14 protein-coding genes are annotated in these 13,939 nt (G+C 74.2%); 9 read left to right on the top strand and 5 right to left on the bottom strand.

Features of this window, described 5'->3' with window-relative positions:
* Positions 1–253: 253 nt before the first annotated feature.
* Positions 254–916 (top strand): CBS domain-containing protein, encoded by a 663-nt coding sequence (locus QSK45_RS29950; RefSeq protein WP_285562018.1) that lies wholly within the window; start codon positions 254–256, stop codon positions 914–916.
* Positions 917–1,077: 161 nt separating this feature from the next.
* The gene (locus QSK45_RS29945; protein ID WP_285562017.1) at positions 1,078–1,779 is read left to right on the top strand and encodes a response regulator; all 702 of its coding nucleotides are present in this window, start codon (positions 1,078–1,080) and stop codon (positions 1,777–1,779) included.
* 20 nt (positions 1,780–1,799) lie between these two features.
* Here the strand turns inward: QSK45_RS29945 and QSK45_RS29940 are convergent, their stop codons facing one another.
* Positions 1,800–2,654, bottom strand: a complete 855-nt coding sequence (locus QSK45_RS29940) for a universal stress protein (protein WP_285562091.1) — start codon at positions 2,652–2,654, stop codon at positions 1,800–1,802.
* Positions 2,655–2,883: 229 nt separating this feature from the next.
* On the opposite strand from QSK45_RS29940, the gene QSK45_RS29935 reads away from it, so the two are divergent.
* Positions 2,884–3,372, top strand: a complete 489-nt coding sequence (locus QSK45_RS29935) for a CBS domain-containing protein (protein WP_285562016.1) — start codon at positions 2,884–2,886, stop codon at positions 3,370–3,372.
* Positions 3,373–3,568: 196 nt separating this feature from the next.
* Here the strand turns inward: QSK45_RS29935 and QSK45_RS29930 are convergent, their stop codons facing one another.
* Positions 3,569–4,009 (bottom strand): universal stress protein, encoded by a 441-nt coding sequence (locus QSK45_RS29930; protein ID WP_285562015.1) that lies wholly within the window; start codon positions 4,007–4,009, stop codon positions 3,569–3,571.
* A gap of 178 nt (positions 4,010–4,187) precedes the next feature.
* Here QSK45_RS29930 and QSK45_RS29925 point away from each other — a divergent pair, with 178 nt between their 5' ends.
* Positions 4,188–4,418, top strand: a complete 231-nt coding sequence (locus QSK45_RS29925) for a hypothetical protein (protein ID WP_285562014.1) — start codon at positions 4,188–4,190, stop codon at positions 4,416–4,418.
* 9 nt (positions 4,419–4,427) lie between these two features.
* On the opposite strand, the gene QSK45_RS29920 is transcribed toward QSK45_RS29925, so the two are convergent.
* Positions 4,428–5,153 carry a TIGR03943 family putative permease subunit gene (locus QSK45_RS29920; RefSeq protein WP_285562013.1) on the bottom strand — a complete coding sequence of 242 codons (726 nt, stop codon included), beginning with the start codon at positions 5,151–5,153 and terminating at the stop codon, positions 4,428–4,430.
* Entirely contained in the window at positions 5,150–6,193 is a 1,044-nt protein-coding gene (locus QSK45_RS29915; protein ID WP_285562012.1) for a permease, read from the bottom strand. The genes QSK45_RS29920 and QSK45_RS29915 overlap by 4 nt, the downstream gene beginning before the upstream one ends.
* Positions 6,194–6,387: 194 nt before the next feature.
* Here QSK45_RS29915 and QSK45_RS29910 point away from each other — a divergent pair, with 194 nt between their 5' ends.
* The 3 genes from QSK45_RS29910 (at position 6,388) to QSK45_RS29900 (ending at position 9,232) form a co-directional block, all read left to right on the top strand.
* Positions 6,388–7,245 (top strand): serine hydrolase, encoded by an 858-nt coding sequence (locus tag QSK45_RS29910; protein ID WP_285562011.1) that lies wholly within the window; start codon positions 6,388–6,390, stop codon positions 7,243–7,245.
* 86 nt (positions 7,246–7,331) lie between these two features.
* Complete coding sequence (locus tag QSK45_RS29905; protein WP_285562010.1) at positions 7,332–7,745, top strand: SRPBCC family protein; 414 nt, start codon at positions 7,332–7,334, stop codon at positions 7,743–7,745.
* Positions 7,746–7,903: 158 nt separating this feature from the next.
* Positions 7,904–9,232, top strand: a complete 1,329-nt coding sequence (locus QSK45_RS29900; RefSeq protein ID WP_285562009.1) for a hypothetical protein — start codon at positions 7,904–7,906, stop codon at positions 9,230–9,232.
* Positions 9,233–9,266: 34 nt separating this feature from the next.
* Here QSK45_RS29900 and QSK45_RS29895 read toward each other — a convergent pair whose 3' ends face one another.
* On the bottom strand, positions 9,267–10,781 hold the full coding sequence (locus QSK45_RS29895; RefSeq protein WP_285562008.1) for a hypothetical protein: 1,515 nt from the start codon (positions 10,779–10,781) through the stop codon (positions 9,267–9,269).
* Positions 10,782–11,261: 480 nt separating this feature from the next.
* On the opposite strand from QSK45_RS29895, the gene QSK45_RS29890 reads away from it, so the two are divergent.
* Both QSK45_RS29890 and QSK45_RS29885 read left to right on the top strand, forming a co-directional pair.
* Entirely contained in the window at positions 11,262–12,812 is a 1,551-nt protein-coding gene (locus QSK45_RS29890; protein ID WP_285562007.1) for a hypothetical protein, read from the top strand.
* Positions 12,809–13,882 carry an NADH-quinone oxidoreductase subunit B family protein gene (locus tag QSK45_RS29885; protein WP_285562006.1) on the top strand — a complete coding sequence of 358 codons (1,074 nt, stop codon included), beginning with the start codon at positions 12,809–12,811 and terminating at the stop codon, positions 13,880–13,882. Before QSK45_RS29890 ends, QSK45_RS29885 begins: the two co-directional genes overlap by 4 nt.
* The last annotated feature ends 57 nt before the right edge of the window (positions 13,883–13,939 follow it).

The following is a 13,939-nucleotide window of genomic DNA, read 5'->3' as shown; positions in this document are numbered from 1 at the left end:
CCACCTCTCGCAAAGGTCGCCCCTCCGGTCTGGAGCGACGATTACAGACTCCTGCACGACGGGCGAGACGATCAGGGGCCGCTGGTCCCGGGCCTGGCCCGATGGGCCCGGGAAGCGGCCCCGGGCGCGAGGGCCGAGAGGCCCCTGTGCCGACCGGCGGCGACCGGCGCACGCTGGGGACAGCGGAACTCCCGTCGCGAAGCGCTTCGAGAAGTCAGGTCGAGAAGCCACGTCGAGAAGCCACGGAGTCACCATGTACGGCACCCCGCACATCGTCAGCGACGTCATGACGACGACCGTCGCCGCCGTCGGCCGGCGCGCCCCCTTCAAGGAACTGGTGGAGATGATGCAGGACTGGCAGGTCAGCGCCCTGCCCGTGATCGAGGGCGAGGGCCTGGTGGTCGGCGTGGTCTCCGAGGCCGACATGCTGCCCAAGGAGGAGCTGCGGGACGACCCGGCCGAGGAGTACCGGGCGCTGCGGCCCCCCGCCGACATGGCCAAGGGCGAGGCGATCACCGCCGGGGACCTGATGACCTCCCCCGCGGTCACCGTCCACGCGGACGCGAGCCTGGCCGAGGCCGCCCGGATGATGGCCCGTGCCCGGGTCAAGCGGCTGCCCGTGGTGGACGCGACCGGCATGCTGGAGGGCGTCGTCAGCCGCGCCGATCTGCTCAAGGTCTTCCTGCGCGCGGACCAGGAGATCGAGGAGGAGGTACGGCGGGAGATCGTGGCGCGGCTCTTCCCGCCGCCTGACTCGGCGGTGGAGCTGCGGGTGGAGGACGGCGTGGTGACCGTGCTCGGCCGGATCCGGGACACCTCCCTGGTCCCCGTGGCGGCCCGGCTGGTGCGCGCCGTCGAGGGGGTCGTGGACGTGCGCTTCGACCTGGCGCCCGGCGAGCGGACCGCGCACGCGTGAGGAAGGCCGCGGGACGACCCGGCCGGGCGTGACACCCTTGAGTCGCGAGGCCGGTCCTCGGGAAGTGGGGCCGGTCGGCCCTGGCACACGCGGCACGGTCCGGCGATGATCGTCCGGGTGGCAGGCCGCAGTATGTCCACTTCCGGGAACGAGAGGTCGAGATGACCGAGACACGCACCTTCACGGCACAGGACCCGATCCGGGTGTTCCTCCTGGACGACCATGAGGTCGTCCGGCGCGGCCTGGCCGACCTCCTCGACGCCGAACCGGACATCTCCGTCGTCGGCGACGCCGACACCGCCGCGCACGCGCTGGTCCGGGGCCCCGCCCTGCGCCCGCACGTCGCCGTGCTGGACGTACGGCTGCCCGACGGGGACGGCATCTCGGTCTGCCGGGAACTGCGCAACCGGATGCCCGAGCTGGCGTGCCTGATGCTGACCTCGTTCGACGACGAGGACGCCCTGCTGGACGCGATCATGGCCGGCGCGTCCGGCTATGTACTCAAGCAGATCAAGGGCTCGGACCTGGTGTCCGCGGTGCGCACGGTGGCCTCCGGCCAGTCGATGCTGGACCCGGCGACGACGGCCCGGCTGATGCGCTCGCTGCGGGCCGACCCCGAGGAGACGCCGTCGCTGCCGCCGGAGCTGGCGAGCCTGTCGCCGCGCGAGCGGGACATCCTGGCGCTGATCGGGGACGGCCTGACCAACCGTGAGATCGGCCGGCGGCTGTACCTGTCGGAGAAGACGGTCAAGAACCACATCTCCCGGCTGCTGGCCAAGCTCGGTGTGCAGCGCCGGGTCCAGGCCGCCGTGCTCGCCTCCCATCTGGAGCCGCAGGGCGCGAACGAGCACTCCGCCCGCTGACCGCCCGGCACGGTTGTTCCTCACGGCAGCTGGGGTACGACGGCCACCGGGCAGTCGGCGTGGTGCAGCAGCCGGTGCGTGACGCGGCCCAGCTGGAGCCCGGCATGCCCACGCTCCCGGCGTACCCCGAGGACCAGCAGGTCGGCGGCGGCGGAGCGGTGCAGCAGGACCTTGCCGGGCGGTCCTTCCAGGACGGTCCGGGACACCCGCACGTCCGGATGCTCGGTCAGCGGGTCCTGCAACAGCTTGTCGATCAGGTCGGCGGCCTCGTCCTCGTAGTCGGGCTGCTGGGGCGGGTTGCCGTCGCCGGTCCGGCGCCAGGTGCGCACCGCGTCCAGGACGCACCGGCGGGCCGCCGCCTCGCGCAGGGCGAAACGGGCCGCCGTGTCGCTGGTGCCGGGATCGCCGACGCCGAGCAGCACCCGGTCGTGGGTGCCGCCGAGGCCGGCCGCGTCGCCGCGGATCACGATCACCGGTCCGGACGCCCGCCCGGCCAGGGCCAGCCCGACCGAGCCGAGGAGCAGCCCCTTCAACTCGCCACGGCCCCGGCTGCCGGTCACCACGGCGGTGGCGTTGTCGCCCTCGGCGAGCAGCATGGACACCGGGTCCTCGGCCACCACGGCGGCGTCCACCTCCAAGTCCGGGGCGCGCCTGTGGACGCGTTCGGCCGCCGAGGCCACGATGTGCTCGGCCATCACATGGGGGGCGGACGGTTCCCCGCCGAGCGACGGGAGCCGGCCCTCGTAGCGCTCCCAGAGCGAGGCGTGCACGATCCGCAGCGGCACACCGAGCCGGACCGCCTCGTCGGCCGCCCAGTCCACCGCCTGAAGGCTGTAATCGGAGCCGTCGACACCCACGACCAGGGGCAGAGGCATGTTCCTCACCGCCTTTCCTCGGGCTGCGCAGCGGCGCAGCGACCCGTCCGCCTTCCACGCTCGCACGGCCGAACGGGCGGAGCGGATGGGTACATTGTCCCTTTCCAGGGGAATCGGTCTCCTCGGATGAGGTCCGGGCGGCCCCTGCCCTCGGCGGCCCGTCCGGCGCAGCCTGAAGACACCGTCCACCGACGGTCGGTGTCCTTGACGGTGTCCGAAAGAGGCTCTGATGACCCCTGTCCCCCCTACCGGCCTCCCGCCCGGCATGCCGTCCTTCGACGGACCGGTGAGCGTCGGCCGGCTGATGACCGCCCCGCCCGTGACCGTCGCGCCGGACGCCACCCTGGCGGAGGCCACCCGGCGGATGGCCGAGACCGCCGTCGGCTCCCTGCTCGTCGTGGAGGACGGCGCCCTGCGCGGCATCGTCACGGACCGCGACCTCGCACTGCGCGGGCTGGGCGAGGGCCTGCCGCTGGACAGCCGGATCGACGCGGTGATGTCGCCGCGGGTGGTCACCCTGGACGCGGGCGACGAGATCCACGCGGCCTACCGCACCTTCCGGCGCACCGGCGTGCGCCGGCTGCCCGTCCTGGACGACGGACGGCTGGTGGGCGTGCTGACCCTGGACGACCTGCTGCTGGACGTGTTCCGGCGGCTCGCGGACCTGCTCGGTCCGGTGGCGTGGAGCGTGCTGAGGGAGCCGCCGGGACCGCCGTGACGCCGCCCCCGCCGCGCGCCAGGGGTGCCCGGCCGCCGGGCGGGGACCGGCAGTCGGGCGGGGACCGACGGCAAGGCAGGGACCGACGGCAAGGCAGAACCGACAGCCAGGCAGGGAATGACGGCAAGGCAGGGACTGACAGCCAGGCAGGGACCGACGGCAAGGCAGGGGCCGGCTCGCCGGGTCGCGGCGGGCCTCAGGTCTCCTCGGAGCGGACGATCACCACCGGGCAGGCCGCGTGCGCCGCCACACGCTGGCTGACGGAGCCGAGCAGGACGCGCGCGAAGCCGCCCCGGCCCCGGCTGCCCACCACCAGGACCTCGGCGCCCTCGGCGGCCCGGAGCAGGATCTCGGCCGGGTTGCCGTGGGCCACCCGGGTGCGCACCGCGGCGGCCGCCTCCGCTCCGAGCACCTCCGTCAGCTCCTGCGCCATCTGCTCGCGGGTCGCCTCCTCGTCGATGTACATGTCCACCGCGGGCGCGGACCAGCCGTACAGCGGCACCTCCCACGCCGCGACGGCCTCCACCGCGCCGCCGACGAGCCCGGCGTAACGCACGGCCCAGCGCACCGCCTCGAAGGAGGACGGCGAGCCGTCGACGCCGACCACGACCCGGGGCTTGGAGACGTCCTGGTCCATCTGTCCCACCTCTCTGCGGCGGCGGTGCCGGCCACGGCTGTTGCCCCCTGTTCCTCCACGCTGCGCGACGCGCCGCCGCCCCGCCAGAAAAGAGCGTCCGTTCGGCCCTGCCGCCGGGCGCCGGATCGGTGCATGCTGCCGTAAGGGGTACCGGGAGGATTCGGGAGGTGAGGCAGGGATGGGCAAGCAGACCAGGAAGAACGGCAAGGCGAAGGCCGCGCAGCCTCGAACCGGCCGCGACTGCGGGGCCCCGCTCCCCGCACGCCGCAATCCGCGCCCCCGCACCGCCCACGGCACGCCCGGCGCCGGCCACTGGCGGGGCCACGGGCCGGGCAACCAGTGGCTGCTGCTGCCCGGCGGCACATGGCGCCGGGTCGAGACGATCCGGGTGCGCGGTCTGTTCGGCTGAGCGGCCGGGCTATCCCGGAGTGATCGGGAGGTCATCGGTGAAGGCGTTGACCGGCCGCGCGATCGGTGTCACCCGCTGGACGTCGAGCGCGGCCGGTGCGGATCTGGTGCCGAGGGTGCCCGCCGGGTGCCAGGTGCCGGTGACCGCGAGCCAGGTGTCGGCCGGGGGTGACTCGGAGCCGTGGACGTGGACCTTCACGGTCTGGGAGTCGGCGGCACAGCAGGTGAAGATGATGCGGGTCAGGTACCAGCCGTCGCCCGCCGCGTCAGGGGTGACGAAGCCGGTCAGGCGGACGCTGCGGCCCAGGATGGCGCGGCTGCGGTCCTGCTGGACGCGCTTGGTGAAGTCCGTGAGGGTCAGCGGCAGCGGAGAGGTCGCGGGCAGCGGGTCGAAGCCCTTCTTCTGCACGGCGACCGGCTTGGCGCCGGAACGGGCGGCGGTGTAGGCGCCGAGGGCCGGCGGGGCGAAGAGCAGGAGGCTCAGCGCGGGGAGGAGGAGCAGCCAGGCGGCAGAGGGGGTGCCGGAGTGGTCGTGGCCGTCGTGCGCGTGCCCCTCGCGCCCGGCCCGGGAGAACGCCGCCGCGATCCCCAGCAGCAGGAGGACGACGCCCGAGGCGATGAGCACGGGGCGCAGGCCGGCCTTGACGTAGCGCAGGTACGTGTCGTCGAACAGGGTGATGTGCAGCAGTCCGATCCCGGTCAGCTTCAGCAGCAGGGACGGGGCGACGCGTCTCACAGCAGGGCCCCTCCGATCAGGGCGCTGGCGGCGACGGCCACCACGGTGGTCGCCGTGCAGAAGCGCCAGGCGAAGGCGCGGCCGAACGTGCCCGCCTGAAGGGCGATCAGCTTCAGGTCGACCATGGGCCCGACCACCATGAACGCGAGCCGGGCGGTCGGCGAGAACCCGGTCAGCGAGGCGGCGACGAACGCGTCGGCCTCCGAGCAGACCGCCAGCAGGACCGCGAGGCCGGCCAGGAAGAGCACCGCCAGCCAGGGCGTGCCGGAGAAGGCGTCGAGGACCGCGCGCGGCACGGCGACGTCGAAGGTGGCCGCCGCCATCGCACCGAGCACGAGGAAGCCGCCGGCCTGGAGGAAGTCGTGCTGGAAGGCGAGCAGGAACTCCTGCCGGCGGCTGTGCCCGTGCGCGTGTCCGGTGTGCCGGTGGCGCAGTGCCGGGCGCAGCCACTTCTCGTCGCCCCGCCAGAGCCACAGCCAGCCCATCACGGCCGCCGTGCCGAGGGAGGCGAGGAGGCGGGCGGCGATCATCGCGGGGTTGCCCGGGAAGGCGACGGCGGTGGCGGTGAGCACGACCGGGTTGACGGCGGGCGCGGACAGCAGGAAGGCGAAGGCGGCGGCCGGCGTGACGCCCCGGCGGATCAGGCTGTCGGCGACCGGGACGGAGGCGCACTCGCAGCCCGGCAGCACCGCGCCGGCGACGCCCGCGACCGGGACGGCGAGCGCGGCCCGCTTCGGCAGCACCCGGGTGAACAGGCCGGCGGGCACGAAGGCGTTGATCGCGCCGGACAGCACGGTGCCGAGGACGAGGAACGGGAGCGCCTGCACGGTGATGGCCAGGCAGACGGTGCGCCACGCTCCTACGGCGGGCTGGTCCAGCCACCGCGTACCGCCGAGGAGGAGGACGCCCGTCGCGCCCGCCAGGAGCAGCGCGGCCGCGCCGAGCGGCCAGCGCCGGGCGCGGCGCACGGGCGGACGCGAGGGGACGGGGACGACCGCCGCGCTCTCCCTCAAGGTAACCAGTTCATCCGTTTTTTCCATGATCACTCCGGATGTCGGTGTCCGGGTGACGATATGCGAGGAACGCGGCCGAACCGCGTGTACACGCCGCCGCGGCGACGGCCTGCACGCGCATGGCGTCCCGCCGGTGGTTCTTCTCACAATCCGGGCGAAACGGGGTTCGGAGTGATGGCAGCCACTTCGCGGCGGGCGGGTTTTGTCTAACTTCAGGAGCCATGTCCTCGCACCCCCGCCGCACGGCCGGCGTTCTTCTGGCCTCGGTGACCGCCCTGCTCACCGCCGGCATCCCGGCGGCTACGGCCGCCACGCCCGCCCCGAAGCCGAAGCCGGCCCCGACGACCTCGCCGGCTCCGCGGACGGAGCCCTCGAAGGCGGCGGCGCCGAAGCCCCCGGCACCGGCGCCGGTTCCCGATCCGCACGCCACCGTGGCCGTCCTCGACCTCGACGCGGACGGCGGCGTTCCCGTGGTCCAGGGCGAGGACCGGGCCTACGACACCGCCAGCATCGTCAAGGTCGACATCCTCGCCGCGGTGCTGCTCAAGGCGCAGGACGAGCACCGCGCCCTGACCGACGAGGAGCGCGGCCACGCCGAGCCGATGATCCGGCGCAGCGACAACGACTCGGCGGACGCCCTGTGGAAGGAGATCGGCCGGGCGCCCGGCCTCGATGCGGCCAACAAGCGCCTGGGGCTGACCTCGACCACGGGCGGCCCCGGCGGCAGGTGGGGGCTGACCCGGACCACCGCGAGCGACCAGATACGGCTGCTGCGCGCGGTCTTCGACGAGAACGCCGCCACCCCCCTCACCCCCGGGTCCCGCACCTACGTCCGCACCCTGATGGGCGAGGTCCTGCCCGAGCAGGCGTGGGGGGTCTCGGCGGTGAACGCCGCCGGCACCCAGCTGAAGAACGGCTGGCTCCAGCGCACCACCACGGGCCTGTGGGACGTCAACAGCATCGGCGAGGTCACCCTCGGCGGTCACCGCCGTCTCGTCGCCGTCCTCTCGGACGGCAGCGCCTCCATGGGCGACGGCGTCTCCCTGGTGGAGCGCACCGCCCGCACGGCCGTGGCCTGACATCCGGGCGGGCGCGAGGCTTTTCGGTCGCCGCGGAACGGGCACGCGACGGGGGTACGACTCCCGACCGGAGGAGCGATGCAGTCATGGCCGAGTACGAAAGCTCCCGCACGATGCCCGCGCAGCCCGAGCAGGTCTTCGACCAGGCGGCCAACGTCAACCAGCTGGACACCTGGCTGCCCCACGCCCTGCACGTGGCCCCCGAGGAGCCGCCCGCCGTCACGGTGCACGAGGCCGGTTCCGAGCGGGACACCGCCGCCCTGCTGCGCGCCGAGCCCGACCAGATGCGCCTGGAGTGGGGCACCAGGGAGCAGGGCGAGTACGCGGGCTGGCTCCAGGTGGCGGGCATCGGCAGCGGCGCCAGCGAGGTGACCGTCCACCTGTCCTTCTTCGACGACCGGCACGACCCGGGCGAACGAGCGGCCCGGCAGGCCCTGGAAGGCAGCCTGCGCCGGCTGGAGGAACAGGTGCGCCTGCGCACGGACCACCCGGCCGGCTGAGGCGGCCGCGGGGAGCGGGGACGAGGGGCCGGGGAACGGCGGAACGGGAGCGATCTCTCGCACAACCGTTCCGTCGGCACGGACGTCTCACGGAGAGGGGAACTTCCGTTCGCCCTCAGACAGTTCGTCCGCCACCGTCGCTCCAGTCAGAGGAATCCATGCCCTTCAGCTCTCCCGGCCCCCGTGCGGTGCGCCGGACCGCGGGCGCGTTCGGCGCCGTCGCCCTGATCGCGCTGTGCGCCGCGCCGGCCGCGGCCGTCGACGCCCCCGCGACCGGCCTGGCGCTGGGCCCCATCGCGCCGTTCGACAAGGTGAAGCCGGGCAGCGAGCTGCGACTGTCGCCCACCTTCACCGCCACGGGCACCGCGGCGCTCGACAAGGTCTGGCTTTCGTACTCCGTCACCCGCGGTCTGAGCCAGACCGGGATCCCGTCCAACTGCCTGCGCTCCACGGTCGGTCCGACCGACGAGGAGCCGGCCCGCGCCCAGGTGGTGTGCGAGTTCGACCAGCCGGTGCGGCCCGGAGCCGTCTACGCCCCGGAGCGTCCGCTGACCCTGAAGGCCCTGGACCGTGCCCTGTACGACCGGATCCGAGTGACGGTCGACTCCGCGGCGCCCGCCCCGGACGACGGCGCCTCCGCGCCGGTGCGCGGTACGGCCGCCGCGCTGAAGCTGGTCGAGCGCACCGACGGGACGCCGCCGGCGGCCGGTGCCGCCGGGACCGCGGACGTCGCGGTGACCGCGGACAACTCGGCCGACTTCCGGGTGACCGGCGCGCGGTTGAAGGGCAAGGTCGGGGACACCGTCACGCTCCGGGTGAGGTTCGCCGACGCGGGGCCCGCCTGGGTACTGCCGCAGCCGGGGCAGCGCGCGGCCCACGTGCTGGTCACGCTGCCCGAGGGCACCTCGGCGGTCAGGCCCGACCCGCTGTGCACGAACACCGGGGCCGAGTCCTACGCGTGCGGCACCGGCGCGCCCTGGGTGAACGAGCACGACACGAAGACGTACGCCTTCAAGGTGAGGATCGACAAGTCGGTGCCCGGCGCCCGGGGTTACGTGGAGATCGGCCCGGAGCCCCGGCCGTTCGACCACGACAGGGCGAACGACACCGCCCGCATCGCCCTCGACGTCACCGACGGCACGGGCACCACGGGCGGCGGCTCGACCGGGGACGGCGGCTCGACGGGGGGCACGGGCTCGACCGGCGGCACCGGCTCGACCGGCGGCACCGGCTCGACGACGTCCACCGGCGGCACCGGCAAGGGGACGAGCGGCGGTTCCACCACGACGGGCGGCACCACCGGCTCCACGACCGGCACCGGCACCACCGGTGACCTCTCCACCGGCACCACCGGCACCACCGGCGGCAGCCTGGCGAGCACCGGCGCGGGACCCGCGCTGCCCCTCGCGGGCGCCGCGGCCGCGGCCGTGCTCGCCGGCGCCGGCGTACTGGTGGCCGTGCGCCGCCGGGGCGGGCGCGAGGACTGATCCCTCCACCCGGCCTGACCGGCGGCGACGCCGGTCAGGTCCCCGAGCCGAAGCCCTGGGTGGTGTACGCGCACTCGGTGTAGATGTACCCGGAGCGCAGCTTGGCCGTGTCGGAGCCCGCGGTCGTCACCCGACCACCGTTCGGCTTGTGCACGAAGTACGTGGTGCCGACCGGGAGCTGGATGGTGCGCTGCGGGTAGTCCTTGCCGCCGCCGCAGGGCTTGAAGGTGGACATCAGCGTGTCGGCGAGCAGGTAGGAGCGGCAGCTGCCGCAGGCCCGCAGCGTGAAGCTGCCGGTGACCGGGCCGGTGTACAGCACGGTGACGTCGTCCGGGCTGTCGTTCTTCACCGTGACCGAGATGCTGCCGCCGGAGGCGGTGGTGGGCAGCTTCCTGCCGGCCGCCGGGATGGTCTGGGCCACCTCGGCGGCGATGGCGATCTTCTGGGCGCGCGCCCGGTTCCGGTGGTGCGGGTGCGCGGCGACGAAGTCGTCCATGGTCTGCTGGGCGCCGGTGAAGTCGCCGCTCTTGTACTCCTGGACCCCGCAGTCGTACGCGCCGTCGGAGGCGCTGCGCCGGGCCCGGGACGCGGCGGACGCGAGCCCCCCGTCGATGTCGCCCGCGGCGCCGGTCAGGTCGCCGATCTCGAAGTCGAGCCGCTTCAGCTCCTCGACGGCCGTGCAGGACCCGGAGCCGCCGACGTCCTTCTGCGCCTTCTTCACGGCCGCGTCGACGGCCGGAACCACCTTGTCCGTCTGCGGGGAGTGCGGGAAGGTCTTCATCAGGTCGCCGAAGCGTGTGTCCCAGTCCCGGTCGCCCGAGGCCAGGCCCTGCGAACCGCACTCGTACAGCGAGGTCGCGAGCCGGTCGTCGGGCCAGCCGGCCAGCGCCCCGACGGTGGCCTTCGGCAGTTCGCCGGGCACCGTGCGCAGGTAGGTCAGCGGGGCCACGGCGGTGCAGTAGTCCTGACCGTCGTAGGGCGCGGCGACCTTGGAGTAGTAGGTGCGCAGGCTGGCGGGGACCTTGCGGGCGGCGCGGGAGCCGGAGTGGTGGACGACGAGGTCGCGGTAGACCCCGAGGACCCGGCGGTAGTCCGGCTCGGCGGTGGCGAAGGACTTGCCCGCGTCCGCCGCGACCAGGTGGTCGGCGCTCGCCAGACGGTCCAGGAGCGCCTGCTGCACGGCCTCGTCGCGCGCGTCCTGGTACCAGAGCGCGCCACCGGCCGGTACGGCGAGCAGCACCAGGCCCAGCAGCAGCGCGAGGGGCGTGCGGCCGGGCCACCGGAGGCGGGTGCGAAGTCCGGTGTACGCGCCATGGGCGGCGGCCAGCAGCAGGAGGACGACGTAGCCGGCGAGCAGGGCGCCCGGGACACCGTCGGCGTCGGCCGGCAGGGCGATGACCAGCAGGATCACGGTCGCCACCCAGCAGGCGGCCATGAGCAGCCGGCGGCGCACGAGCGCGTAGCCGAGGCCGAGGCCGCTGAGGTTGAGCAGGGCGACGGCGACGGCCCGCCCGGCGTCCGGGGGCGCGGGCGGCGGGCTCGCGGGCATGGGCGGCACGCCGGAGCCCTGCGCGGGACCGTACGGCCACGGCCCCCCGAAACCCCCGGGTCCCCCGGGTCCCCCCGGGGCTCCGGACCCCCCAGGCGCCCCGGGTCCCGCGGCATCCCGGGAACCGGCCGGTCCCCCGGCCTCTCTCGGGCCCTCGGGCCCCCCGAAACCTCCGGACATGACGACTCCCCCCGTTTCCGACAACCCCCACGGCCTCCGATTCTAGCCGCCGGCACACCCGCTGTAGCCCCAACACAGGCCCGTACAGGGGGACTTGATGTCCCTCTTGCCCCTTCGTCCACGCGGGCCCCGCGCGGCGGTCCGGTCCGCGCGTCCGCCGCCCCGAAACGGGCGCGTCGCCCGACCGGCCCAATGCGGGTGCGCCGGAGGGGCGAGGAGCCGTGACGGGTGTGACCGTGGTGGAAGGAATCCCCGGGTGCGCCAGGACTGCCCGGGGCGCACCAGTGACGAGGAGGCGGAATGGCGGACCAGGTCGGCGTGCGCGGGCCCCTGCTCAGGGACGGTGCCGGCGCGGAGCACGCTCGGGTCGCCTTCGAGCAGCTGGGCGCCGTCGCGGACGCCGTGCTGTACGAGGGCTACCTGCTCTACCCGTACCGCCGGTCCTCCGCCAAGAACCGCGTCCGCTGGCAGTTCGGGGTGCTGCCGCCCCGGAGCTGGGTGGAGCGCGACGGCCCGGTGGTGCCCGGTGTGTCCGGCTCCGCGGACTCCTGGTACCAGCGGACCGAGTGCCTGGTGCGCGCCCACCGAGGCGACGCGGTCGTACGGCTGCGGGTGCGGTACCTCCAGATGCAGCACAAGCAGGTGGAGGCCGCGGACGGGACCCCTGTGGAGTCCCTGCGCACGGCCGACGGCACCACGCACCTCTCCTTCGACGAGGCGATCGCGCGCGAGACCGAACTGGCGGTGCCGCTCGCGGAACTCCTGGACGGCGGCCGCGCCGTCGCGGTCGGCGCGCCCGGCGGGGCCGTGGAAGAGCCGCTGCCGGCGGACGGGGGCCGGATCGTGCGGCGGCACCGGGAGCTGCGGGCCACGACGACGGTCGCCGCCGAGCCGCTCGCGCCGGGCCTGTACCGGCTGCGCGTGCGCACCGAGAACACGGGCACGCCGGGCGACCCGGATGCCTCCCGGAGCGACGCGTTGCGCGACGCGCTGATCGCCACGCACACGCTCCTCGGCGGCGAGGGCGTGGAGTTCGTCTCGCTGATCGATCCGCCGCGCGGGCTGGCCGGGCAGGCGCGCGACTGCCGCAACGCGTTCACGTTCCCCGTCCTCGGTGGCGCGCCCCCGCGGTCGGCGGGCGGCGACGGCGAGACCGGTCCGGTGATGCTGTCGGCGCCGATCATCCTGCCGGACCACCCCCAGGTGGCGCCGGAGAGTCCGGGCGATCTGCACGACGCGGCGGAGATCGACGAGATCCTGACGCTGCGCACGATGCTGCTGACCGACGAGGAGAAGGCGGAGGCGCGGGCGACCGATCCCCGGGCCGCGCGGATCATCGACCGGGTCGACACCATGCCCCGTGAGGTCTACGAACGCCTGCACGGCGCGATCCGCTCGCTGACACCGGCGGGCCCCCCGGGACGGACGCCGGCGGGCCCCCCGGAAACGAGGCCGGTGGGCACGTCCGGGGCCCACTCCCCCGAACGCCCCGCCTGGTGGCGGGAAGGCGGGGACGAAGGGCTGTCGCCGACGACCGACACCGTGCCGGTGGCGGGGATCCCCGTCGGCGCCGGCAGCCCGGTGCTCCTGCGGCCGCACCTGCGCGGCGCCGACGCCCAGGACATGTTCCTGGCCGGGCGGTCCGCCACCGTCGCCGGAGTCTTCCACGACGTGGACGGCGGCGTACGGCTCGCCGTGACCGTGGACGACGATCCGGCGGCCGAACTGCACGGCTGGTACGGCCGTTTCCACTACTTCCGGCCCGACGAGGTCGAACCCCTCGCAACCACGGGCTCCCCGGCCGCCCCCGGCCGGGACCACGACCGACTGCGACGGAGGCCGCAGAGATGACCACACAGAGCGGTACCACCGAGGCCCGTGCCGACGCCCGCGAGGGCGTCGACGAGATCACCATCCTCTGGATCTCCGAGGGCATGAGCTGCGACGGCGACACCGTGTCGCTCACCGCCGCCGGGCAGCCGTCCATCGAGGACGTGGTGCTCGGCCTCATCCCAGGGCTGCCGAGGGTGAACCTGGTCAACAAGGTCCTCTCCCCGAGCCTGGGCGGCGAGGACTTCCTGGCCCCCTACCGCAAGGCGGCCCGCGGCGAACTGGAGCCGTTCATCCTGGTGATCGAGGGCTCGATCCCGAACCAGAACATCATCGAGGGCGACGGCTACTGGACGTCGTTCGGCAACGACCCGGAGACCGGCGAGCCGCAGACCCTCAACTGGTGGATCGACCAGCTCGCGCCCAGGGCCTGGGCGGTGGTCGCGGCCGGCACCTGCGCCACGTTCGGCGGCATCCACGCCATGGCCGGCAACCCGACCGGCTGCATGGGCCTCGCGGACTACCTGGGCTGGGAGTTCAAGGCGCGCTCGGGGCTGCCGGTGGTCAATGTGCCCGGCTGTCCGATCCAGCCGGAGAACTTCATGGAGACCCTGGTGTGGGTGCTCCAGCACGCCGCCGGCACCGCGCCCCCGCCGCCGCTGGACCACATGCTGCGGCCGCAGTGGCTGTTCGGCAAGACCGTGCACGAGGGCTGCGACCGGGCCGCGTACTACGAGCAGGCCGACTTCGCCAAGGACTACAACTCCCCCAAGTGCCAAGTGAAGGTCGGCTGTTGGGGTCCGGTCGTCAACTGCAACGTGCCCAAGCGGGGCTGGATGTCCGGCATCGGCGGCTGCCCGAACGTCGGCGGCATCTGCATCGGCTGCACCATGCCGAGCTTCCCCGACGCCTTCATGCCGTTCATGGACGAACCCCCGGGCGGCACACTGTCGTCGATGGTGATCAAGCCGTACGGGGCGGTCATCCGACGGCTGCGCGGGCTGACCAACGACATGGTGAACCACGAGCCCCGCTGGCGCCACAACAAGCAGAAGCTGACCAGCGGTTACAACCCGCACTGGCGCGCGTGAGGCCGGACTCCCCCAGCCCCGCGCCCACTCCGCCATCCGCCCCGCCCGACCCGAACA

The organism is Streptomyces hygroscopicus subsp. hygroscopicus (assembly GCF_030269125.1).
Lineage (GTDB): Bacteria > Actinomycetota > Actinomycetes > Streptomycetales > Streptomycetaceae > Streptomyces > Streptomyces hygroscopicus_C.
This window is presented reverse-complemented; position numbering and strand designations above follow the sequence as displayed.

What these genes read in the sequence shown, in the direction of transcription:
- QSK45_RS29945 (WP_285562017.1), top strand. Translation starts at nt 1,078, where the DNA reads ATGACCGAGACACGCACCTTCACGGCACAGGACCCGATCCGGGTGTTC.
- QSK45_RS29935 (WP_285562016.1), top strand. Translation starts at nt 2,884, where the DNA reads ATGACCCCTGTCCCCCCTACCGGCCTCCCGCCCGGCATGCCGTCCTTC.
- QSK45_RS29890 (WP_285562007.1), top strand. Translation starts at nt 11,262, where the DNA reads ATGGCGGACCAGGTCGGCGTGCGCGGGCCCCTGCTCAGGGACGGTGCC.
- QSK45_RS29940 (WP_285562091.1), bottom strand. Translation starts at nt 2,654, where the DNA reads ATGCCTCTGCCCCTGGTCGTGGGTGTCGACGGCTCCGATTACAGCCTT.
- QSK45_RS29900 (WP_285562009.1), top strand. Translation starts at nt 7,904, where the DNA reads ATGCCCTTCAGCTCTCCCGGCCCCCGTGCGGTGCGCCGGACCGCGGGC.
- QSK45_RS29925 (WP_285562014.1), top strand. Translation starts at nt 4,188, where the DNA reads ATGGGCAAGCAGACCAGGAAGAACGGCAAGGCGAAGGCCGCGCAGCCT.
- QSK45_RS29885 (WP_285562006.1), top strand. Translation starts at nt 12,809, where the DNA reads ATGACCACACAGAGCGGTACCACCGAGGCCCGTGCCGACGCCCGCGAG.
- QSK45_RS29905 (WP_285562010.1), top strand. Translation starts at nt 7,332, where the DNA reads ATGGCCGAGTACGAAAGCTCCCGCACGATGCCCGCGCAGCCCGAGCAG.
- QSK45_RS29910 (WP_285562011.1), top strand. Translation starts at nt 6,388, where the DNA reads ATGTCCTCGCACCCCCGCCGCACGGCCGGCGTTCTTCTGGCCTCGGTG.
- QSK45_RS29950 (WP_285562018.1), top strand. Translation starts at nt 254, where the DNA reads ATGTACGGCACCCCGCACATCGTCAGCGACGTCATGACGACGACCGTC.
- QSK45_RS29930 (WP_285562015.1), bottom strand. Translation starts at nt 4,009, where the DNA reads ATGGACCAGGACGTCTCCAAGCCCCGGGTCGTGGTCGGCGTCGACGGC.
- QSK45_RS29915 (WP_285562012.1), bottom strand. Translation starts at nt 6,193, where the DNA reads ATGGAAAAAACGGATGAACTGGTTACCTTGAGGGAGAGCGCGGCGGTC.
- QSK45_RS29895 (WP_285562008.1), bottom strand. Translation starts at nt 10,781, where the DNA reads ATGCCCGCGAGCCCGCCGCCCGCGCCCCCGGACGCCGGGCGGGCCGTC.